The following is an 18,780-nucleotide window of genomic DNA, read 5'->3' on the forward strand; positions in this document are numbered from 1 at the left end:
CGCCCTTATGGTAGAATTTTGCCCGCCAAGGGAGACGGAACGTCCGGGAGGGATGGCCGAGTGGCTGAAGGCGGCGGTCTTGAAAACCGCAGTGGGTGTTTCACTCACCGGGGGTTCGAATCCCTCTCCCTCCGCTGCACTCCATTGGGGAGGTCGCATAGCCTGGTCTAGTGCGCCCGCCTGCTAAGCGGGTTCCGGGGTTTACTCGGACGAGGGTTCAAATCCCTCCCTCCCCGCCTTTGTAACCATGCGTTACAATCGCATTGTCGTCACTTCGTGAACGACAAAACGAACAGTTTCACCGTTCGTTAGCTCTCGTAGCTCAGTGGATAGAGCACTTGCTTGCGGAGCAAGGGGTCGTGTGTTCGAGTCGCACCGAGAGCGCTCGTTGGAAACCAGCTCTGATGGAGCTGGTTTTCTGTTTTAACCGGCCAGATTGCGCCGGGGCATTTCACGCAATCAAAAACACGGCGCAGTACAATATTTGTTGAAGCCTATGTCTGCCCGTCTCAACGATACCCAGCCCAATAAACCCAGCAGCCAAGTCACCCAACCCAGCGCCCTGGGCCGCAAAGTGGGTGCGCCGCGCCCGGCCCCCGAAGCCGCATCAGCCAGTGGGCGCGGCCCGGGCTGCCTGCGCGGCCTGCTGCGCTCGCCATTGGCGATCGTTTCGTTGAGCGTATTGGCCGGGCTGCTGCTGGTGTCAGGCGCTGGGGCCGCCGCCGGCTGGGCTCTGGGCTCCGGCGACTACAACGCCACCGCCACCATGCAAACTGGCATGTACCTGCTGGAGCAGTACAACCTGGCGCTGGGCGACATGGACGCAGGAGATTTTGGCCTGGCCCGCGAGCGCCTGGAATTTATTTATGGGCAGAACGCCAACTTCCTGGATGTACGCCAAAAGCTGCTGGAAGTGCTGGTGATCACCGGCAGCACAAGCACAGAGCAGCCCGCCGGGCCTACGGCCACCCCGACGCTGGACCCGCGGCCCAAAGAGCAGCTCTACCAGGCCGCCCTGGGCCACCTGCGCGCTCGGGATTGGACCGCCGCGATCGAGACCCTGCTGGCTCTGCGCCAGGCAGACGCCAGCTACTTTACGGCGCAGGTGGACGGCTGGCTCTACGCAGCTTTGCGCAACCGCGGCGCACAGAACATCACCCAACACGGCCTGTTCGAGCAGGGCCTGTACGACTTCGCTTTGGCCGGCACTTTTGGCCCGCTGGACAGCCACGCCGAAAATTACCGCCAGTGGGCACGCCTCTACCTCTACGGCAACGCCTTCTGGCTGGCTTACCCACTGGATGCGGCCTATTACTACGGCCAGCTGGTGTCGCTGGCGCCAGACCTGCGTGACGCCAATGGCATCTCCGCCTTTGGGCGCTACTGGCAGTCGCTGCTGCATCATGCAGAGCAGCTCGCCGCCGAAGGTGAATGGTGCGCCGCACAGGAGGCCTATCAAAACGTGCAGAATGCCCGCCAAGAGGGCAGCCTGCTCCCCACCCAGGAATTCGTGGCGCTGGAATGCCTCGGCCCTTCTGAGACGCCCAGCCCCATCCCCAGCCAGACCAATACTCTCTCCGCCAGCCTGACGCCCAGCGCCACTTTCACCGTGGATCCGGGCGCCAGCAATACCCCCACCCTGACCCCCAGCCAGACGCTCACCCCCAGCGAAACCCTCACGCCCAGCCATACCCCGAGTGAAACGCCAAGCCTAACGCCGACACCCTGACCATGCGCCGACTAAAACTGCCCGCCTTTGTCCATGCCCACCGCCGCCTCTCGCTGGCCGCCTTTGGCGTGTTTGTGCTGCTCGGCCTGCTGCTGACCCCGGTGGCCTATGGCTTCGCCCACATGGCGGCCACTTCGCCGCGCGGCCTGTTTGGCATTCCGCTGCTGGTGCAGCCTTCCAATAACGGCGTCACGTCTGGCGACATCCAGTCCGCCCCTGAAGACTATGTCCTGCCGCCGGGCTGGAGCGGCGCGGACCGGGTCACGGTGCTGATCATGGGCTTGGATGCGCGCGATACCGGGGTGGGCGGCGCGGCTCGCAGCGACACGATGATCGTGCTGAGTGTGGACCCGGTAGCCAAGACCGCCGGCATGATCTCCGTGCCGCGTGACCTGTGGGTGGTGATCCCCGGCTTTACGCCCAACAAGATCAACACCGCCTACTATTTTGGCGAGCTGCACAAGGTGCCTGGCGGCGGCCCGGCGGTGGCCATGCGCACTGTGGAACAAACGCTGGGCGTGCCGATTGATTATTACGCCGTGATCGACTTCGACGCCTTTGTGCGTTTTGTGGACCTGATCGGCGGCGTCAAGATAGACGTAAAAGCGCCTATCACCGTCGATCCAATTGGGGCAGACACTCAACCCAAGAACCTGCAGCCCGGCGTGCAGGTGCTGCCCGGCAATGTGGCTCTGGCCTATGCCCGCGAGCGCTATTCCGGCGGGGGAGATTTTGGCCGCTCCGAACGCCAGCAGCAGGTCATTCTAGGCATCCGCAACCGCATCCTCGAATTCAATCTGCTGCCTGGGCTGATCGCCAATGCCCCGCAGCTGTACGCCGAACTGTCCTCCGGGGTGCGCACCAACCTGACCCTTCAAGACGTGATCCAGCTGGCCGTGCTGGCGGTTCAAGTGCAGTCCGAGGACATTCGCCAAGCGGTGATCGGCGAGCAGCAGATCGTCTATGGCCGTTCGCCGGATGAGCTCTCGATCTTGATCCCGATACCCGACAAGATCCACGAACTGCGTGACTACGTCTTCACTGGCAACAGCAACCTGGGGCCGCTGACCCCTGGCAGCAGCGAGGAGCGCCTGGGCGCTGAGGCACCTAACATCGCCATTCGCAATGGCAGCGGCGACGTGGGACTGGGCGACCGCACTGCCCAATACCTGAGCAGCTTGGGCGCCAGCGTGGTGGAGAACAGCGGCGGGGGCGGCCAAGCTGCCACAGTGCTAGTGGACCGCACCGGCAACCCTTATACACTGGCCTTCCTGGCGCAGCTGATGGGCGTGCCCAGCAACCGCATTCTGCACGAGTTTGACCCGGACAGCCCGGTGGATGTCGAAATTCGCCTGGGCAGCGACTGGATCAACCGCAACGCGCTGCCCTAACTGACCGGCTGCGTCTGGACAGGCGGTCAGGCACTGCTATAATTCTGCGTCTATGTCGCGAAAAGAACGACCTCAAATTCTGTTAACCAACGACGACGGCATCAACTCCCCCGGGTTGTGGGCCGCGGCTGAAGCGCTGTCCGCGCTGGGCTATGTTTGGGTGGCCGCCCCGCGCCAGCAATCCTCGGGCATGGGCCGCAGCATGCCCACCTCGTCTGACGGCATCATCACCACCCAGAGCCTGACCGTGCACGGCAAGGAATGGACGATCTACGCCGTGGGCGGTACCCCTGCCCAAACTGTGCAGCATGCCATTCTGGAAATCATGCCCAGCCCGCCAGACCTGGTGGTGGCTGGCATCAACTACGGCACCAACTTCGGCAACGGCATCACCATCTCCGGCACCGTCGGCGCTGCGCTGGAAGGCGCCTCCTACGGCATCCCCGCCCTGGCCGTCTCACTGGAGACTGACCACAAATACCACATGTCCAACTCACACGAGGTGGACTTCAGCGTGGGCGCATACTTCACCCAATTGTTCGCGGCGGAGCTGCTGCAAAAGAGCTTCCCCGAGGATATGCATGTACTGAAGATCGAAGTGCCCACGGATGCCACGCTGCAAACTCCCTGGGTGATGACCCGCCTGGCCCGCCAGCGCTTTTACCTGCCCACGGCGCCGCAGCGCGCTTCCTGGGAAGAAGCCGGCCCCACCGGATATGCCCAGGTGTCGGACCTCAGCGTCTTCGACGCTGACTCAGATGTATATGCCGTGATGGCCCAGCGCCAGGTAGCGGTAACGCCGCTGAGCATGGACATGACCGCCCGCGTGGATCTGGGCGCGCTGGAAGAACAGCTGCGCCACAAAAGCTAAGCGCTACTCGCCTTACCGCCTGGCACGATAGTGCCAAACCATCTGCCACACGCGCAAGGCAGCTTCCAGCTGGACGCGTAAATTCATCTTGGACGTACCAAACTGCCGGTCGGCGAAGTAAATGGGGACCTCGCCAAAGCGCGCGCCCTGCAACTTAGCCAAATACAGGATCTCCACCAGGAAAATGTAGCCATTGGATACAGCCTGCTGGTACGGCACGCGCTCCAGCAGGCTGCGCCGCCACAGGCGGAAGGCGCCGGTGACATCGTTGACCGGCAGGCGCAGGATGGTGCGCGCATACAGATTGGCCCAACGCGAAAGCGCCTTGCGCCACACCGGCCAGTTCTCATCCACCCCACCCCCGGGAACATAGCGCGAACCTTGCACCAAGTCGCAATCAGCCAGCTTGGCGACCATCTCAGGCAGTTTCTCGGGCGGGTGCGAGAAGTCGCAGTCCATCTGGGCGATGGCTTCGGCGTCGCCGCGCAGGGCATGGTCGAAACCAAAGCTGTAGGCACTGCCCAGGCCGCGCGGCCCGCGCCTATGCAGCACTTCAATGCGGCCGGGGTACTCGGCCGCCAGCTGCTCAGCGATCTGACCGCTGCCATCCGGGCTCAAGTCGTCCACCACCAGCACACGCAGGCCGGGCAGCGGCAAGGCCATCAATACAGGCAGCAACTTGGGCAAATTCTCTACCTCGTTGTATGTAGGCAGCACCAAGGTAATTCTCACAACTTAGCTCAGGGGTTCCTTCTGAATAATGAAGCGGCACACTTCACCGCCGGCCGCCTGGCATTCGGCTTCGTCAACGCGGAATTCATGGCCCCCAGAGATGCGCAGCAGCGCCTCTTGCAGCATCCCGACCATCATGTAGCATACGGGGCGTTCTTCGCCGGAGCGACCCCAGCAGACCGCATTGCGTTGCACGATGTAGTGGAATTCATTGCGATTCTCGCGCAGCAGGCTGTGTTGGTCGCTCATCTCGCTGAAGATGCGCGCCAGCGCGCCCAGCCCGACCCACAGCTTGCGCCCGGCCGGCAGCATGCGGAAGGCCATCGCCTCCATGCCGGCCAGCGCCCCAAAGCGGCTGAGGGCCTGGCTGAACAAGCTGCGGCCGGCGCGCAGCGCCATGCCGCGGCCGCCGCGCGGGCCATACATTTCCTCCAGCGCCAGGTTCAGCGCGCCAAACTCGGCGAAGTCAAAGCCGCGCTCCAGATTGGCGGGCGGATAATTTTCGATGAGGTGTCCCAGATGGGCAGTGAGCAGCAGCGTTTCCATCCCCTTGGGTTTGAGCAAATCTTCCAGGGATTGCAGGGCGATGCGGGCGAAGCGGTTGGGCAGAGTGAAGCCGCTGAGAACGATTGGTTCCATCCGGCGGCTTTAGAGATGGGCCTGTAAGTCGGCCACGGACTTGCGCAATTCCAACAGGAGCATCCCCAGGCGCACATCGTTGCTGGCCATCACGGTCAGCACCGCCTGCGGGCCGGCCGCAGTCAGCACGGCATGCCCAGCCGCGCCGCGCACGTAGACCTGCTCCATAGTGCCGCGCCCCAGTTCGCGGGCGATGCGCTCGCCCAGAGAGACCATGGCGGCGGACATGGCCGCCACGCGGTCTTCCTCAATGCCGGCTGCCAAGACCGAGGCGATCGCCAAACCATCCGGGCTGACCACCGCCGCGCCTTCGATCTCGGGCAGGCTTTGCAGCAGCTCGTGCAGGCGGGCTTCCAATTGGCTAGTGCGGGAAATAGTCACAGGATCACCAAAACGAGGCAACTCTAGCATGGCGGGGTAAGCGTGTCAAGAAACGGACGCTCGGCGGACTATAATGCCAGTCCAATGCTGATCCACTCCGCTTCCCAAGTGCTCACCCTGGCCGGCGGTCCGCAGCGCGGCGCGGCGCTGGGGACGTTGGGCCTGATCGAAGACGGCGCAGTGCTGCTGCATGCCGGCCGCATTGCTGCGGTAGGCGGCAGCGCTGAACTGCGCGCCGCTCACCCTAATGAAGAGATGCTGGATGCCCGCGGCCGGGTGCTGATGCCCGGCTTTGTGGACGCCCACGCCCACCCCATCTGGGCCGGCGACCGCGCCACCGAGTTTGAGCAACGCCTGCAAGGCAAAAGCTATTTGGAGATCCTGGAAGCCGGCGGCGGCATCCTCTCCACGGTGCGCGCCACGCGAGCGGCGGACCTGGAGCAGCTTATCCAGCAGACCCGCTCCCGCCTGCAGCGCATGTTCGCCCACGGCAGCACGACTATGGAAGCCAAGAGTGGCTACGGGCTGGATCTGGAGACGGAATTGCGTATGCTGGAGGCGCTGCTGCACCTGGACGACGAAGGTCCCTGGGACCTGGCGCTCACCTTCCTGGGCGCGCACGCCATCCCGGCCGAGTTCAAAGGCCGCGCCGATGAGTACACCCGGGAGCTCAGCCAGACCTGGTTGCCAGAGCTGCGCAGCTGGTGGGCCAAGAAGGCCGCCGCCCGCCCGCTGCCCTTTGTGGATGTGTTCTGCGAAACCGGCGCTTTCAGCCTGGCCCAATCGCGCCAGATCTTGGAGGCAGCCAAGGCGTTGGGCTTCCCGCTCAAGATCCACTCTGATGAGTTCGACAACCTGGGCGGCACCGGCATGGCAGTGGAACTGGGCGCCGTCTCCGCCGACCACCTGGTGGCCACTTCGGCGGCGGAGATCGCCGCTCTGGCGGCCAGCGATACGGTGGCCGTGGCCCTACCCGCCACCCCATTTGCGCTCAGCGAAGCGCATTACACCCCGGCGCGCCAGTTCCTGCAGGCGGGCGGCCTGCTGGCTGTAGGCGGCGACCTGAACCCGGGCACGGCCTGGTGCGAAAGCCTGCAGTTCTCGCTGGCTCTGGCCTGCCGCTATCTTAAGCTGACCCCGGCCGAGGCGATTGCCGCCACCACCATCAACGCCGCGGCCGCCATTCAACGCCAGGGCCAGGTCGGCTCGATCGAGGTGGGCAAGCAGGCCGATCTGCTCTTGCTGGACGTGGCCGATTACCGCCAACTCGGCTACCGGTTTGGCACCAATCTTGTACATACAGTGATCAAGAAAGGTGCACTACATGTTCCTGCTGGATACCCTCATTAACAATGTGCCCGGCCACTGGCTGGTTCTGGGCGCCATCACGGCCATTGGGCTGTCCATCCTCTTCATCCGAGGGCTGATACGCCTGGTCATCCGGGCCTTTATCGTCGGCCTGGTTGGGTTTATACTGCTCGGCGCTGCTTATTTGGCCATGAACTGGCTGAATATCAGCCTCTAACATGCCGACTATCGAACAAGCCCAAGCTTGGTACCCAGACAAAGATCCCGTGCATGGTTTTGACCATGTGCTGCGCGTGCTGAACATGGCCGAGAAGCTGGCCGCGGCCGAAGGCGCCGATGTCGAGATCGTGCGCGCGGCCGTGCTGCTGCACGATGCCAGCGGCGCTGAAACCGGCGGCGAAGGCCGGGCCGAGCACCAGCACCTCTCGGCCGAATTCGCCCGCCAGGTGCTGGAAGCCGAAGGCTGGCCGGCTGAGCGCATCGCTGCCGTGCAGCACTGCATCCGCGCCCATCGTTTCCGCGGCGACGAAGGCCCGCAAAGCCTGGAAGCCCAAGTCGTCTTCGACGCTGACAAGCTGGACGTGATCGGCGCCTTCGGCGTGGCGCGTACCCTGGCTTACGATGTGGTCATGGGCTGGCCGTTTTACGCGCCGGCCTCAGAGCAATTCCGGCAAACGGGCGAGAAGGAGCCGGGCGAAACGCACAGCTCATACCACGAGTACTTGTTCAAACTGAGCAAAATCCAAGACCGCCTGCACACGCAGACCGCCAAAAATTTGGCGGCTGGCCGCCAGGCGTTCTTGAATGCCTACTTCGAGCAATTGGACGCCGAAGCCCGGAACGTTAAGTAATCAGCATCTTCACAAGTGGGGGCTATGAAAAAGGGATTTCTATACCTGTGCATTTTCATCTTGGTTTGTTTATCGTCTTGCTCAGTCGGGGTTGGGTATGAACCACCACTTATTCCAATAAAGATCATTGTTAATACAAACGGCAAGATTAGTGTCAGTTGGTCACATGGATTGCGAACACCTATAGGCACTTTTTCTATTGAAACTTCAACCGACTTGACGCGAGTTGCATCTGGTTATGAAGAAAAGGTCTTAATTGTAAGAGTTGATAACCGCGTGTCTGTGTACACTCTGGATGAGGACAAAAAGTTTACGGTTGAGTTTGATGATAAAGATAAACTCTATCGAAGTGTTTTTCTTGAATATAGTGAAGAGGGCGACATCATCCTAGAGATCCATTCAGCTCCAGTTGCCTCCCAAAATCCTACACCTATTGTTTCTTACACAAGCTCAACCCTCTCCTGTCCAGGGGCACCCCCACAACGCTTGGAAGTGAATGAGGATGCTAAAGTCTGTACGAAAAAGGATCGTGTAATACTACGAAGCGGACCTGGCTCTTACAATTCGGAACTGACTAGACTAGAACCTAAAAGCATTGTTTGGGTACTCGATGGACCTTCATGCGCGAACAACTGGTCCTGGTGGAAGGTAAGAACAAGCTGGGGATTGGTGGGTTGGATGGCAGAGGGCGGCGACTCAAAGGATGATTATTTCCTCTGCCCAAACTAATAAGCTTACGCGGTGGTATAACCACCTCATGCAGCCCAATCTCGAGCATGTCATTGAAATTGCCCGCGCCGCAGGCGAGATATTGCGCCAAGGCTACGGCCAGCAGCATCAGGTCGAGTACAAAGGCGAGATTGACCTGGTCACCGAGATCGACAAGCAATCGGAAGCGCTGATCCTCAGCGAGATCAATAAACATTATCCCGGTCAGACTCTGTTCACCGAAGAGAGCGGCGAACACGCCGGCCAAGCCGAGCATGTCTGGTACATCGACCCGCTGGATGGCACGCTCAACTACGCACATGGCATGCGCCTGTTTTGCGTTTCGATCGCCTATGCCCATCAGGGCTATCTGACCCTCGGCGTGATCTACGACCCGCTGGCGGATGAACTCTTCGCCGCCCAGCGCGGCCAGGGTGCCCAGCTAAATGGCCAGCCGATGCACGTCAGCCAGGTGGACAGCCTGATCCGCAGCCTGCTGGTCACCGGCTTCCCTTACGACGCCAAGATCAATCCGGACAATAACTTCGCCGAGTTCCAGCGCTTCACCACTCTCAGCCAGGGCGTGCGCCGTCTGGGATCCGCCGCGCTGGACCTGGCCTATGTGGCCGCCGGGAGGCTGGACGGCTACTGGCAAAAACGGCTCAACGCCTGGGATGTGGCCGCAGGCGCCCTGCTGGTGCAGGAAGCCGGCGGGCTGGCCACCGACATCCACGGCAGGCCAGACTATTTGAGCCAGCCGCAGTCCATTCTGGCCGCCAACCCGGCCCTGCACGCATTGATGCTGGACGTGCTAGGCGAGGAATAACACTATCCTCTTGTCATTTTGCGAGCCTGCGCAGCAGGCGAAACAATCTCGACAGGCAACCAGACAGAGCGAACAATCGAGACGGTTAGCTCACCGCCTCCAACAACGCCCCCCACTCTGCCAGGCTGAGCGTCTGAGGGCGGCGCAGCGGATCGATGCCCGCCGCTTGCAGACTGGCAGCCGCCCGCGGCTTATCCAACCCCGGCATGGCCGCCAGCGAATTGGCCAGAGTCTTGCGCTTCTGGGCAAAGGCGGCTTTGGCCACGGTGAACAGCGCACTGACCTGCTCCGCAGGCAAAGCCGGTTGGTCATACAAGTCGATCAGCAACAGAGCCGAGTCCACCTTCGGCGCGGGATAAAAGGCACCTGCCGGGATGTGGTGAACCAGTTTGGGTTGCCCGTAGAGTTGAACGCTCAGCGAGAGCAGCGACATATCCGGCGGCCCGGCGCAAGCGCGTTGAGCCACTTCCTTTTGCACCGTCAAAGCCAAACGCGCCGGGCGCGGCGCGCCTTCCAATAGATGGCGGATCAGATTCGAAGTCAAATAATACGGAATGTTGGCGATCACCAGAAAACCCGGCTGGCTGAAATGCTGTCTCAGGTCTACCTTGAGGATATCCCCATGCACGATCTCGACATTCGCGTGATCGGCCAGCACGCTGCGCAGCACAGGCAACAGATCGGCGTCCAGCTCGACCGTCACCACTCGTTGGGCCGCAGCCGACAGATGGCGGGTCAGCGAGCCCAGCCCCGGGCCTACCTCCAGCACTTCGTCGCCGGGCTGCACGCCAGCCGCCTCTACAATGCGCTCCAGGTGACTGTCGTCCACCAAGAAGTTTTGGCCCAAACGCTTGTCTGGCCGCAGGCCGTGCGTGCGCAGCAATTGTGGGATGTTCAGGCTCATTAGGGCGGCCAGATCGGGGGGACGTAGGACGGCACCGGTATGGTGAAATACAGGGTGACGTTCTTGTTGGACCAGGTATGCGGTTCGTTCTCGTCAAAGGCCAAGTCGATCCAAGGTACGCTGCGGTCGCTGTACGAGCCAATGTCTGCGATCGTGCCGGGGCCATAGCCGGAAACGTACACCGGCGCCAGTTTGGTGGCGTTGTACCAGTTGCGATAAGTGGCGATCATGCCGCGACCCACGGGCAAGCCGGAGGCAGTGGTGTAACCGCACACGCCGGTGCCCAAGCCCAAATTGCAGGCAGAATACCAGGTGGCGAAAACGGTGACCTTGCGGTAATACTCGATCTCCACGCCGTCCACCACTTCGGTGTGAATGACGATCTTGCTGCCGTAACCGGTGATCTGGTTCTGCGGCTCGGTCAGCGTACGCAGATCCTCTTGCGTGCGTGAGACTTCCTCGCCATCCTCGTAGCGGATGCGTTCTCGGGCGGCGGAAACGCCATTCTGGCCCAGCTGGATAATCGTGGTGCTGTCCAGCTCAGCCTCCGGGTTTTCGACCCATTCGGTTTCAAACGGGACGATTTGCTGGGTCAGCGCCACTTCCTCGCGAACGCGGATGATGCTGATCTGTCCATCGTTGGGCAGCGGTTCATCCGCCGCGGGCTGGCTGTAATCCAAGCCTTGCAGGGCCAGGCCCGCCTGCGCCAAAGCCTCGCCGACCGTGGCGGCGGTGGTGTGCAAAGCCAGCACTTCATCGCCCACCGTCACTTGCAGCGGTCGGGCTCGCGTCAGCACGGCCTGCAAGCCGGCCACCAACGGAGTCTCCGCCGCTGGCTGCAGCTGGTCAGCCGCCTGCAGGAGAATGCCGTGCTCGGCCAGCGCCTCACCCAGTGTGCTGGCCGAGCTGCTCAAGTCCCGCGGCGCCCCGTCCTCTTGCAGGGAGAAGCCGACTGCCCGGCGCAATTCCAGGCTCAGGAAAGGCGCTTCAGGCAGCTCGGCTGCCGGGTCTAACACCTGGCCGACCAACAGGATGCGATCTTCGGAGCCAAGGCTCAACCCCCACTCAGCCAAAAGACGCTCCAAACTGCGTTCACTGCCGCGCGCAGCATACGTCTGCCCGTCGGCGGTCAGTTGAATGCGGGCCGCCCGGCGCACGCCGATCACCAATTGGTCATTGATCGGCAAAAGACGATGAGGGATGGTGCTGTCCTCAGCCGCCAAGCGGATGCCAGCCTCATTCACCGCCGCCTCCACGGTGAGCGCCCGGGTCAGGATGGTGGTCACGCGCCCATCGGCAACAATCGTGACGGTTTTGATCAGCGAGGCGTAGCCAGCCAACAGGACCACAACTGCAGTGGCCAGGGCCAACCAGCGGATGCGTGCGGGGGTCATGAGCCAGATTCTACCCAACGACCAGGCCAGCTATTCGGTCTTCTTTTTGAAATAAATATCCCAGATCACATTAATCGCCAACAAGCCCATCAACGCTGTGCTGGCCCATACGATCGGCTCAATTTGAGCCTGCTGTTCGGTCGGAAATGTCGGCGTGCCGTCAAAGACGATCACAGAATATTCGGGGTTGCCGCGCGGCAAAGTCTGGCTGTACGCCAACACATCCGCCATCATACGCAGCGACCAGTCTTCCGCTTCGTAGGCTGGCATTCGCTGGCTGGTGGGAGTGCCAAAGCGGATCTTGTGCATGGTTTGCCAGGGTTCAGCCACGGCCATATCGCCCAGGTACATGGGGTTGCTCTGCGTGCCGAAGTTGATCAGGTTGCCATAGGCGCCATGACATTCCGCACAGGTCTGATCAAAGAGCTCGCCGCCTTGCTCCACGCGCCCGAACGAGGCGCCGGTTTCAGGATCGATCAACAGATCCATATCCACTTGCTGTGTGCGCAGGAAGGCCGCCAGGTCATTGAGCGCGCTAGCATTGGTCAGCACCAGAAAATTGTGCGCCGAGTTCTGAGAGCCATTCAGCCAGCTCAAGACTTCCTGGTGCGTAGCGCCTACTGTTCGTTGCAGCCCGGTGAAGCCAGTGTAGTATGTGGAGTATGGGCCGTAAGCGCCATCGGCGCCCTTGTAATCCCAGCCGTGGCAGGCAGTGCAGCGCCAGGTAGCCACGCCCGAGCGCTTATTGAAATCCTGATTGCTCCACAGGGGGTGGTCCCCTTCCGGCGGGTCACGATCCAACGTCAGGATCCAGTTATCGTAGATGCGTGCGCCCATCAAAGCATCCCCAATCACCTGCTGCTCCACTGGCTGGCCGCGCTGCGCGGCCAACAAAGCTGTAGAGACCAGCAAGAGCAATAAAGTGATTCCAACAATGCGTTTCATAGGTGTGGGGGGTTGAAGCAGCTTCAAAAGTATATCGTCAAAGTATGAAGAGCCGGTTACAAAAACGCCCCTCCGGGCGGAGGGGCGTTTTGAAACCAGGCCAAAAAGCTTATTCCAGGGTCAGCAGAAATGCTACCAGGTCGTTCAGTTGGTCTTCGCTCATCAGCTCAGCAAAATTCTGTGGCATGATGCCCTCGGCAAAACCGGGCACGATGTAAGCATTCGGATCCACGATGGATTGGTGGATGTATTCTTCAGCGCTCAATCCCGCCACAGTGTTGCCGGCGCGGCTGGCCAGGCCGTCCAGGACGGGGCCAACGTTGCCAGTGCTCAGCCCGCTGATGGCGTGACAAGCTGTACAACCTTGGGCGGCGAAGACCACCTGGCCGCGACCCTCGGGTGTGGATTCGTCCACCACCGGGCCGAGCGGCACAGCAGTGGGCACCAGACCCAGTGCATACGGCTCAAAATTCATGATGAAGGCGGCCACCGCCCGAATTTGATCGTCACGCAAAGGGCCGCCGAACTTCTCCGACCAGGTCGGCATCACCGGCGGCTGGCCGGTCATGCCGACGTAAAGCTGCGGGCGGGTGGAGATCTGACGGCCCGTGGTGACCACCGAAATGATGTAATCCTCCAAGCCGCCCTGCCAGCCCACCTCTGCCAAGCGCTCCGTGAAGAAGTGCTCGTCGCGCAGGCTGGGAGCCACACCAGCCACACCCTGGCCCAGAGAGCCGTGGCAGCTGGTGCAGTTGTTGGTGAAGACGGTGGCGCCAAACTCGATCAACTCGGCGCGCTGCTGCACCACATATTGCTCCAGGCGCTGGGGTTCACGAAAGCCGAGAACCACCACCATGGCCGTGGTGAGCAGTACCAAGAGAGTACCGAGGACGATTTCCAGTTGAATGCGTTTCATTGCCTAGTAAATCTCCTTGGTACTAATGGGCATCCATGGCCCGGTCTTTATGCAGGAAGTAGATGTGATAGTAGGTCTGTGCCTGGCCCGTGCTGGGATCAGTCCACTCCACATGCGGAGTGACCTTGACCACATCTGCCTGCAGCTGCTCGACGATCAACTTGGCGTTCAAGCCCGGCAGACGGCCGTCGATCTGAGCATCGATCAACCGGCGGCTGAAAGTCTGGAAAACGTCGGTCAAGTGCGGGCAGCCAACCACAATGTCGTTGGGGTGGCTTTCGGGGTCCGGATAGTAGCTGAGACCGGGGCAAAGATCCGTGCCGTAGTCCTGGCCAACGATATATTCCATCTGGCGGTTTTCCAGCTCCTGATACGGAATCAGGCGCAGCGGGCCTTCACCTTCTTCAGGCGCCAGGTCCTGGATGATGCGCGTGGCGGCCGGCGTCTCAATGCCATACTCCGGCGTGCCCATATAGCTGAGCACCAGGACGATGAAGATCCAGGCTACACCCCAGGCAATCGCGAAGGGGCGTTTGCGGGCCAGGCGGGAGGGATTGCGGTCAATGTAGGGGATCGCCATCAACAACAGCACCAGCGCCGGCGGCACCATCAAACCCATGATGAACTTGCTGTCCAGCAAGCGGCTCAATTCCACCCGGTAGCTCAGGCCAAACATCTCGAACAGCGGATTGACCAGGTTCTCAATGATGCTGGCCGGGTCGATCTTGAGGATGCCCTGCAACCACCAGAAATACCAAGGCGCTTTCGTATCCAAAGGCGTTTGCTGTGGGTTGGCGTGCGTTTCCAGTGGAGAAGCGAAGCCACGGAAGTACAAAATCGCCACAGTAATGAAAAGACCCAGTGCGATGAGGAAGAGTTCGTGGGAAAGCAGGTCCGGGATCAGGTCGATACGCCGGGTGGCCTCTTTCTTCTTTTCCGGCTCCATCTCGGTTTCTTCCACCACCGCCGGCAGCGAGATACTGTGCTCGCGAGAGACCTTGTAGTAATGAATGCTGATCAGCAGGATAGCCAGCAACGGCATCAGGATCACGTGCTGCAGATAGAAGCGCAGCAGACCGCCCGTGCCGATGTCCGGCGCGCCGCGCATCAGCAGGTTCAGCGCCGGGCCGACCACGGGGCCGGACTCGGTAATGCTGGTACCCACCGTCACCGCCCAGTAAGCCAACTGGTCCCAGGGCAGCAGGTAGCCGGTAAAGCTCAGCCAGGCTGTGATCAGCAACAGGATCACACCAGTCAGCCAGGTGAAGCTGCGCGGGCCTTTATAAGAGCCGGTGAAATAGGTGCGCAGCAAATGCAGCCAGCTGAACACCACCATCGCTTCGGCGCCCAGGCGGTGCATATCGCGCAGGAATTCGCCGAGGAAAACGTTGCTTTCGATCGCCAGCACGGACCCGTAAGCCTGGTCCGGGAAGGGGATGTAGTACACCATCAGAACGATGCCGGTGATGATCTCCAGCACAAAGAAGAAAGTCGTGAAGAAACCCAAGCGAAGCGTATGGGTAAACCAGGTGGCCGCCGCCGGGTAATAACGCGGGCGCAGGTGGGCCACGAAGCTGGTGGTGATCACCTTGTAGCGCGGGTTGGGCTTTTCGGTCGGCGGGTCGCCGCGCATAATAGCGCGCAACTCGCGGATGCTGAGACCGGCGGTGATGATGCGCACGCGGTCGTCGATCAGTTTGCCGATCGCTTCGCGCCATTGATCACGCGGCGGAATGTTAAAACGCTTCATTAAGCTGTTGATCATGAACTCTCTCCGCACACAATAGGCGAATTAGCCGTGGGTCTCGCCGAGGATACGGCTGCCGGTATCAATACGAATGACCGCGTTCGGGTTATCCGGCAGGACTACCGGGCCACCCTCTGCCGGAGTTTGCGCCAGCACGGTGCCATTCTCGTCCTCAATGCGGATCACAAAGTGATCCAGGCTGCGCGGCGCAGGGCCCAGGATGTAGTCGCCATTGTGCTCATACTGGGAACCATGGCAGGGGCAAATGAACTTGAATTCCTGGTCGTTCCAGGAATACAGGCAGCCCAAGTGCGGGCAAACCTTGTAGAGGGCCATCAGGCCTTCCGGCGTGTTGGACAGCCAGAACTTCAGCTTGGCAAAATTCTCCGGTGTGGTGTTCACATCCGGCGCCTGGCCGACGGTGCCGGCAGTGAACATGCCGCCGAACTCGCCTTCACGGAAACGCGGCATGGCAAACAAAATAGTGATACCGCCCAGGCTCAGGGTGAGGAAGCCCAGCGAGGCTAGCCAGGCGATGTTGAGAAACTCTCGGCGATTGAGCTTCAGTTCGCTCTCTTCACTAGGGGATTGCTCTGCCTGGCCGGCGGGAGCGGCAGCTTCTGTCATGCGGATCGTCCTCCGAATATCTTACAAAACTTAACTTGCGTATTTTATCACTACTGGATTTTGCTGACAAGCAAAAGCAGCCTAGAACGGCACCTGAGCCGTATATATGGCTCGGATAATCAGCCCGCATGTAATTATGGCGGCAGTACTATACACCAGAATCTCGGGCCGTCCGGCGCGCGCCTGCGTATAGAAATAGGTCGCCGGGATCAGCACCGGAATGATGGCGCCGTACAGCAGGTGCAGCCAGCCCTGCGCCGGGCGAAAGCCCTGGAACCACATCACCACGCCCAGCACGGCCTCGCCCACCAGGATCAGCTCGGCGATCGCCAACGCGCCCCAATAGGTCGAGTCGAGGCCCTGGCGCCGGAAGAAGCGGTAGTAGCCCCAAACCGAGATGATCAAGAAGTAATACAGGGCCGTTATCGCCAGCCGCTGGTGCACAAAAACCAACCACTCTGCCAAGTTCTCTCCTCGCTGCCAACCGTCCGCAAAATGCAGCAGCGGCCTGCCTAGTATAATCAGCATTCCCCATGAAAGCGGCCTATTTCGAACAACACGGCAGCCCGGACGTGCTGCGTTACGGCGATCAGCCCAAACCGGCGCTGCGCGCTGGCTGGGTGCTGGTGCGCCTGCACGCCGCAGCCCTCAACCATGCCGACGTGTTCGTGCGCGCCGGCTGGCCCGGGCTGCAATTGCCCCTGCCCCACATCCTCGGCGCTGACGGCGCCGGCGAAGTGGCCGCCCTGGGGCCGGACGCATCCGGCTGGCAGGTCGGCCAGCGCGTGGTGATCAACGCCAGCATTTGCTTGGAAGCAGACGAATTCACCCGCAGCGGGCAGGAGAATCTGTGCCGCCACTGGGAGCTGCTGGGCGAAAGCCTGCCGGGCACTTACGCCCAATATGTGGCGGTGCCGGCGAGCAATCTATTGGAGATCCCCGCCGGTTTCCCATATGACCAGGCGGCCGCAGCCGCTCTGGTGTACGTCACCGCCTGGCACTCGCTCATCAAGCGCGGCCGCCTGCAAGCCGGCGAAACCTTGCTGATCGTAGGCGCCTCCGGCGGGGTCAACACGGCCAGCATCCAGATCGCCAAGCACCTCGGCCTGCAGGTCATCGTGGTCGGTTCCAGCGCCGCCAAGCTGGAGCTTGCGGCACAGCTGGGCGCCGACCACCTGATCGACCGGAGCCAAGAAGACTGGTCCAAGGCCGCTTATCAACTCACCAACAAGCGCGGTGTGGATGCAGTGGTAGACAATGTCGGCGCGACCTTCATGCACAGCCTGCGCGCACTGCGCAAGGGCGGCCGCCTGCTGACCGTGGGCAACACCGGCGGCCCCAGGGTGGAGATCGACAACCGCTACATGTTCGCCAAACATCTCAGCATTCTGGGGTCCACCATGGGCACTTTCGCCGACTTTGCCGAGGTGATGCAGTTGGTGTTTGCCGGCCAGTTGCAGCCGGTCATCGACCGCAGCTATCCGCTGGCGGAAGCCGCCGCCGCCCACGCACGCATGGAAGCCGGCCAGCAGCTGGGCAAGATATTGCTGGAAATTCCCTGAGCGATAGCAGCAACTGACTATAAACAAAACCGCCCGGCCAAATGGCCGGGCGGTTTGTGTGTACACATTCTTGGTTTGAAACTTAGTCCAGCAAGCTAGCGGGCACGGTGCCGCCATTTTCCGAGATCTTCTTCATCACGGCCTTGTGCAGCCAGACATTCATCTTGGCCGAGTCCTCAAGGTACTCGCTGGGAACACCCAGTTCCACAGCCAGTTCCTTGCGGTTCTCGAAGCTGCTGTCAATGTCCAGCAACTTCAACAGGTCCACGATGGATTCCTTCCAGTTCAGCTCAGCGGGGAAATCCTTGGCCATGCCGTCGATCTTGGCGACCACGTCCACCATGTCCATGGCTTCCTTCTTGGCGCCAATGCCAGTGCGGATCGGGGTGCGCTCAGCCGGAGTAGCCGCTGGGGTGGAAGCCTTAGGGGCTTCGTCCTTCTTGCCCAGACCCAGCTTGTTCAGAATGGTATTGAAAATGCTCATGAGTAATAATCCTTTCGACCTTTTGGGCTCTTCACCAGCCCTTTGAATTTAGTGTAACACAGTTGATTAAACGTAAATTCACCGCTTGTTATTACAATAATAGCGGTTGTTTTAGGCAGATTTCCCGCTGCAGCCAGCTACAATGTTTCCATTCATTTTTAGACTGAGGTACCCATGACAGAAACACCGCAACGTATGACGCCTGCTGAATTGTGGGCCGAGATTCAAAAGGGACGCGCCGCCTACAGCGCGGTGTACGCCGGGCTTAGTGAAGAGCAGATGACGCGTCGCCCCGGCCCGCAAACCGATTGGTCGGTCAAAGACCAGATCGTGCACCTCACCTGGTGGGAGAATTACGCCATCACGCGCAGCGCCATTTTGCTGGCGGGCGAGCCCACCAGCAAGCTCAGCGACTTCGACGCCCTGAATGCCCGCGTCTTTGCCTTCGGCAAAGACCTGCCCCTGCAAACTGTGCTGGACGCCTTTGCGGCCAACTTGCCGCGCCTGGGCGGGCTGTGCCACAGCCTGAGCGAGGCAGAGCTCAACGACAAGGACGGCAAACGCCGTCCACCGTATTGGCTGCTGGTGACCGACACCTTCGAACATTATCAGGAGCACCAGCCAGACCTGGAACGCTATGTAGCCAGCCTGAAAGACGCCTGAACCCCCCGGACAGCAGCCAACCGCCGTGCATCCGATCTTACCAGGGTTGGCAGAGCGGGCAGGTGTCCCACAGCCTCATCCCGGCGGGCCAATCTGGCTTTG

Annotated in this window: 21 protein-coding genes and 3 tRNA genes; 13 read left to right on the forward strand and 11 right to left on the reverse strand. The window is 61.0% G+C overall.

The window, feature by feature from the left end; translation table 11 throughout:
• Nucleotides 1–46 precede the first annotated feature (46 nt).
• From KF885_10810 to surE, 6 genes are all read left to right on the forward strand, one after another.
• Nucleotides 47–134, forward strand: a tRNA-Ser gene (locus KF885_10810).
• Between the two features lie 12 nt (nucleotides 135–146).
• A tRNA-Ser gene (locus KF885_10815) sits at nucleotides 147–236 on the forward strand.
• A gap of 75 nt (nucleotides 237–311) precedes the next feature.
• A tRNA-Arg gene (locus tag KF885_10820) sits at nucleotides 312–384 on the forward strand.
• Between the two features lie 112 nt (nucleotides 385–496).
• Nucleotides 497–1,729, forward strand: a complete 1,233-nt coding sequence (locus tag KF885_10825) for a hypothetical protein (GenBank protein MBX3049649.1) — start codon at nucleotides 497–499, stop codon at nucleotides 1,727–1,729.
• 2 nt (nucleotides 1,730–1,731) lie between these two features.
• Complete coding sequence (locus tag KF885_10830; protein MBX3049650.1) at nucleotides 1,732–3,120, forward strand: LCP family protein; 1,389 nt, start codon at nucleotides 1,732–1,734, stop codon at nucleotides 3,118–3,120.
• Nucleotides 3,121–3,172: 52 nt separating this feature from the next.
• Nucleotides 3,173–3,991 carry a 5'/3'-nucleotidase SurE gene (surE, locus tag KF885_10835; protein MBX3049651.1) on the forward strand — a complete coding sequence of 273 codons (819 nt, stop codon included), beginning with the start codon at nucleotides 3,173–3,175 and terminating at the stop codon, nucleotides 3,989–3,991.
• Nucleotides 3,992–4,003: 12 nt separating this feature from the next.
• On the opposite strand, the gene KF885_10840 is transcribed toward surE, so the two are convergent.
• From KF885_10840 to KF885_10850, 3 genes are read right to left on the reverse strand one after another with little or no spacing between them, the layout of a single operon-like run.
• Nucleotides 4,004–4,723, reverse strand: a complete 720-nt coding sequence (locus KF885_10840) for a polyprenol monophosphomannose synthase (protein ID MBX3049652.1) — start codon at nucleotides 4,721–4,723, stop codon at nucleotides 4,004–4,006.
• Between the two features lie 3 nt (nucleotides 4,724–4,726).
• Nucleotides 4,727–5,362 (reverse strand): 4-vinyl reductase, encoded by a 636-nt coding sequence (locus KF885_10845; protein ID MBX3049653.1) that lies wholly within the window; start codon nucleotides 5,360–5,362, stop codon nucleotides 4,727–4,729.
• Between the two features lie 9 nt (nucleotides 5,363–5,371).
• Nucleotides 5,372–5,773 carry a roadblock/LC7 domain-containing protein gene (locus KF885_10850; GenBank protein ID MBX3049654.1) on the reverse strand — a complete coding sequence of 134 codons (402 nt, stop codon included), beginning with the start codon at nucleotides 5,771–5,773 and terminating at the stop codon, nucleotides 5,372–5,374.
• Nucleotides 5,774–5,827: 54 nt separating this feature from the next.
• Between KF885_10850 and hutI the strand changes: the two genes are divergently transcribed.
• From hutI to KF885_10875, 5 genes are read left to right on the forward strand one after another with little or no spacing between them, the layout of a single operon-like run.
• Entirely contained in the window at nucleotides 5,828–7,093 is a 1,266-nt protein-coding gene (hutI, locus tag KF885_10855; GenBank protein MBX3049655.1) for an imidazolonepropionase, read from the forward strand.
• The gene (locus KF885_10860) at nucleotides 7,068–7,268 is read left to right on the forward strand and encodes a hypothetical protein (protein MBX3049656.1); all 201 of its coding nucleotides are present in this window, start codon (nucleotides 7,068–7,070) and stop codon (nucleotides 7,266–7,268) included. The genes hutI and KF885_10860 overlap by 26 nt, the downstream gene beginning before the upstream one ends.
• A 1-nt stretch (nucleotide 7,269) precedes the next feature.
• On the forward strand, nucleotides 7,270–7,902 hold the full coding sequence (locus KF885_10865) for an HD domain-containing protein (protein MBX3049657.1): 633 nt from the start codon (nucleotides 7,270–7,272) through the stop codon (nucleotides 7,900–7,902).
• Nucleotides 7,903–7,926: 24 nt separating this feature from the next.
• On the forward strand, nucleotides 7,927–8,631 hold the full coding sequence (locus tag KF885_10870; GenBank protein ID MBX3049658.1) for an SH3 domain-containing protein: 705 nt from the start codon (nucleotides 7,927–7,929) through the stop codon (nucleotides 8,629–8,631).
• Between the two features lie 28 nt (nucleotides 8,632–8,659).
• A complete protein-coding gene (locus tag KF885_10875; protein ID MBX3049659.1) occupies nucleotides 8,660–9,436 on the forward strand; it encodes an inositol monophosphatase in 777 nt (258 codons plus the stop codon).
• 85 nt (nucleotides 9,437–9,521) lie between these two features.
• Here the strand turns inward: KF885_10875 and rsmA are convergent, their stop codons facing one another.
• From rsmA to KF885_10910, 7 genes are all read right to left on the reverse strand, one after another.
• On the reverse strand, nucleotides 9,522–10,340 hold the full coding sequence (gene rsmA, locus KF885_10880; protein ID MBX3049660.1) for a ribosomal RNA small subunit methyltransferase A: 819 nt from the start codon (nucleotides 10,338–10,340) through the stop codon (nucleotides 9,522–9,524).
• Nucleotides 10,340–11,734: a DUF348 domain-containing protein gene (locus KF885_10885; GenBank protein ID MBX3049661.1), complete on the reverse strand. Its 1,395-nt coding sequence runs from the start codon at nucleotides 11,732–11,734 to the stop codon at nucleotides 10,340–10,342. Before KF885_10885 ends, rsmA begins: the two co-directional genes overlap by 1 nt.
• Nucleotides 11,735–11,764: 30 nt before the next feature.
• Entirely contained in the window at nucleotides 11,765–12,679 is a 915-nt protein-coding gene (locus KF885_10890; protein MBX3049662.1) for a c-type cytochrome, read from the reverse strand.
• A 109-nt stretch (nucleotides 12,680–12,788) separates the two neighbouring features.
• Nucleotides 12,789–13,595 carry a c-type cytochrome gene (locus KF885_10895; protein MBX3049663.1) on the reverse strand — a complete coding sequence of 269 codons (807 nt, stop codon included), beginning with the start codon at nucleotides 13,593–13,595 and terminating at the stop codon, nucleotides 12,789–12,791.
• Between the two features lie 22 nt (nucleotides 13,596–13,617).
• Nucleotides 13,618–15,360 (reverse strand): cytochrome bc complex cytochrome b subunit, encoded by a 1,743-nt coding sequence (locus KF885_10900; GenBank protein MBX3049664.1) that lies wholly within the window; start codon nucleotides 15,358–15,360, stop codon nucleotides 13,618–13,620.
• 27 nt (nucleotides 15,361–15,387) lie between these two features.
• A complete protein-coding gene (locus KF885_10905) occupies nucleotides 15,388–15,969 on the reverse strand; it encodes a Rieske 2Fe-2S domain-containing protein (protein MBX3049665.1) in 582 nt (193 codons plus the stop codon).
• Nucleotides 15,970–16,050: 81 nt separating this feature from the next.
• Entirely contained in the window at nucleotides 16,051–16,434 is a 384-nt protein-coding gene (locus KF885_10910) for a hypothetical protein (GenBank protein ID MBX3049666.1), read from the reverse strand.
• Nucleotides 16,435–16,502: 68 nt separating this feature from the next.
• Here KF885_10910 and KF885_10915 point away from each other — a divergent pair, with 68 nt between their 5' ends.
• Entirely contained in the window at nucleotides 16,503–17,531 is a 1,029-nt protein-coding gene (locus tag KF885_10915) for a zinc-binding dehydrogenase (GenBank protein ID MBX3049667.1), read from the forward strand.
• An 82-nt stretch (nucleotides 17,532–17,613) separates the two neighbouring features.
• Here KF885_10915 and KF885_10920 read toward each other — a convergent pair whose 3' ends face one another.
• Nucleotides 17,614–18,015: a DUF3597 domain-containing protein gene (locus KF885_10920; GenBank protein ID MBX3049668.1), complete on the reverse strand. Its 402-nt coding sequence runs from the start codon at nucleotides 18,013–18,015 to the stop codon at nucleotides 17,614–17,616.
• Nucleotides 18,016–18,189: 174 nt separating this feature from the next.
• On the opposite strand from KF885_10920, the gene KF885_10925 reads away from it, so the two are divergent.
• The gene (locus KF885_10925; protein MBX3049669.1) at nucleotides 18,190–18,678 is read left to right on the forward strand and encodes a DinB family protein; all 489 of its coding nucleotides are present in this window, start codon (nucleotides 18,190–18,192) and stop codon (nucleotides 18,676–18,678) included.
• Nucleotides 18,679–18,780: the final 102 nt, after the last annotated feature.

The organism is Anaerolineales bacterium (assembly GCA_019637805.1).
GTDB lineage: Bacteria > Chloroflexota > Anaerolineae > Anaerolineales > UBA11579 > JAMCZK01.

Excerpts from the sequence above, each read along its gene's own strand:
- hutI (MBX3049655.1), top strand. The coding sequence starts at position 5,828 with ATGCTGATCCACTCCGCTTCCCAAGTGCTCACCCTGGCCGGCGGTCCG.
- KF885_10865 (MBX3049657.1), top strand. The coding sequence starts at position 7,270 with ATGCCGACTATCGAACAAGCCCAAGCTTGGTACCCAGACAAAGATCCC.
- KF885_10870 (MBX3049658.1), top strand. The coding sequence starts at position 7,927 with ATGAAAAAGGGATTTCTATACCTGTGCATTTTCATCTTGGTTTGTTTA.
- KF885_10850 (MBX3049654.1), bottom strand. The coding sequence starts at position 5,773 with ATGCTAGAGTTGCCTCGTTTTGGTGATCCTGTGACTATTTCCCGCACT.
- KF885_10825 (MBX3049649.1), top strand. The coding sequence starts at position 497 with ATGTCTGCCCGTCTCAACGATACCCAGCCCAATAAACCCAGCAGCCAA.
- KF885_10920 (MBX3049668.1), bottom strand. The coding sequence starts at position 18,015 with ATGAGCATTTTCAATACCATTCTGAACAAGCTGGGTCTGGGCAAGAAG.
- KF885_10845 (MBX3049653.1), bottom strand. The coding sequence starts at position 5,362 with ATGGAACCAATCGTTCTCAGCGGCTTCACTCTGCCCAACCGCTTCGCC.
- KF885_10830 (MBX3049650.1), top strand. The coding sequence starts at position 1,732 with ATGCGCCGACTAAAACTGCCCGCCTTTGTCCATGCCCACCGCCGCCTC.
- surE (MBX3049651.1), top strand. The coding sequence starts at position 3,173 with ATGTCGCGAAAAGAACGACCTCAAATTCTGTTAACCAACGACGACGGC.
- KF885_10895 (MBX3049663.1), bottom strand. The coding sequence starts at position 13,595 with ATGAAACGCATTCAACTGGAAATCGTCCTCGGTACTCTCTTGGTACTG.
- KF885_10925 (MBX3049669.1), top strand. The coding sequence starts at position 18,190 with ATGACAGAAACACCGCAACGTATGACGCCTGCTGAATTGTGGGCCGAG.
- KF885_10890 (MBX3049662.1), bottom strand. The coding sequence starts at position 12,679 with ATGAAACGCATTGTTGGAATCACTTTATTGCTCTTGCTGGTCTCTACA.
- KF885_10860 (MBX3049656.1), top strand. The coding sequence starts at position 7,068 with ATGTTCCTGCTGGATACCCTCATTAACAATGTGCCCGGCCACTGGCTG.
- KF885_10915 (MBX3049667.1), top strand. The coding sequence starts at position 16,503 with ATGAAAGCGGCCTATTTCGAACAACACGGCAGCCCGGACGTGCTGCGT.
- KF885_10900 (MBX3049664.1), bottom strand. The coding sequence starts at position 15,360 with ATGATCAACAGCTTAATGAAGCGTTTTAACATTCCGCCGCGTGATCAA.
- KF885_10905 (MBX3049665.1), bottom strand. The coding sequence starts at position 15,969 with ATGACAGAAGCTGCCGCTCCCGCCGGCCAGGCAGAGCAATCCCCTAGT.
- KF885_10875 (MBX3049659.1), top strand. The coding sequence starts at position 8,660 with ATGCAGCCCAATCTCGAGCATGTCATTGAAATTGCCCGCGCCGCAGGC.
- KF885_10885 (MBX3049661.1), bottom strand. The coding sequence starts at position 11,734 with ATGACCCCCGCACGCATCCGCTGGTTGGCCCTGGCCACTGCAGTTGTG.
- rsmA (MBX3049660.1), bottom strand. The coding sequence starts at position 10,340 with ATGAGCCTGAACATCCCACAATTGCTGCGCACGCACGGCCTGCGGCCA.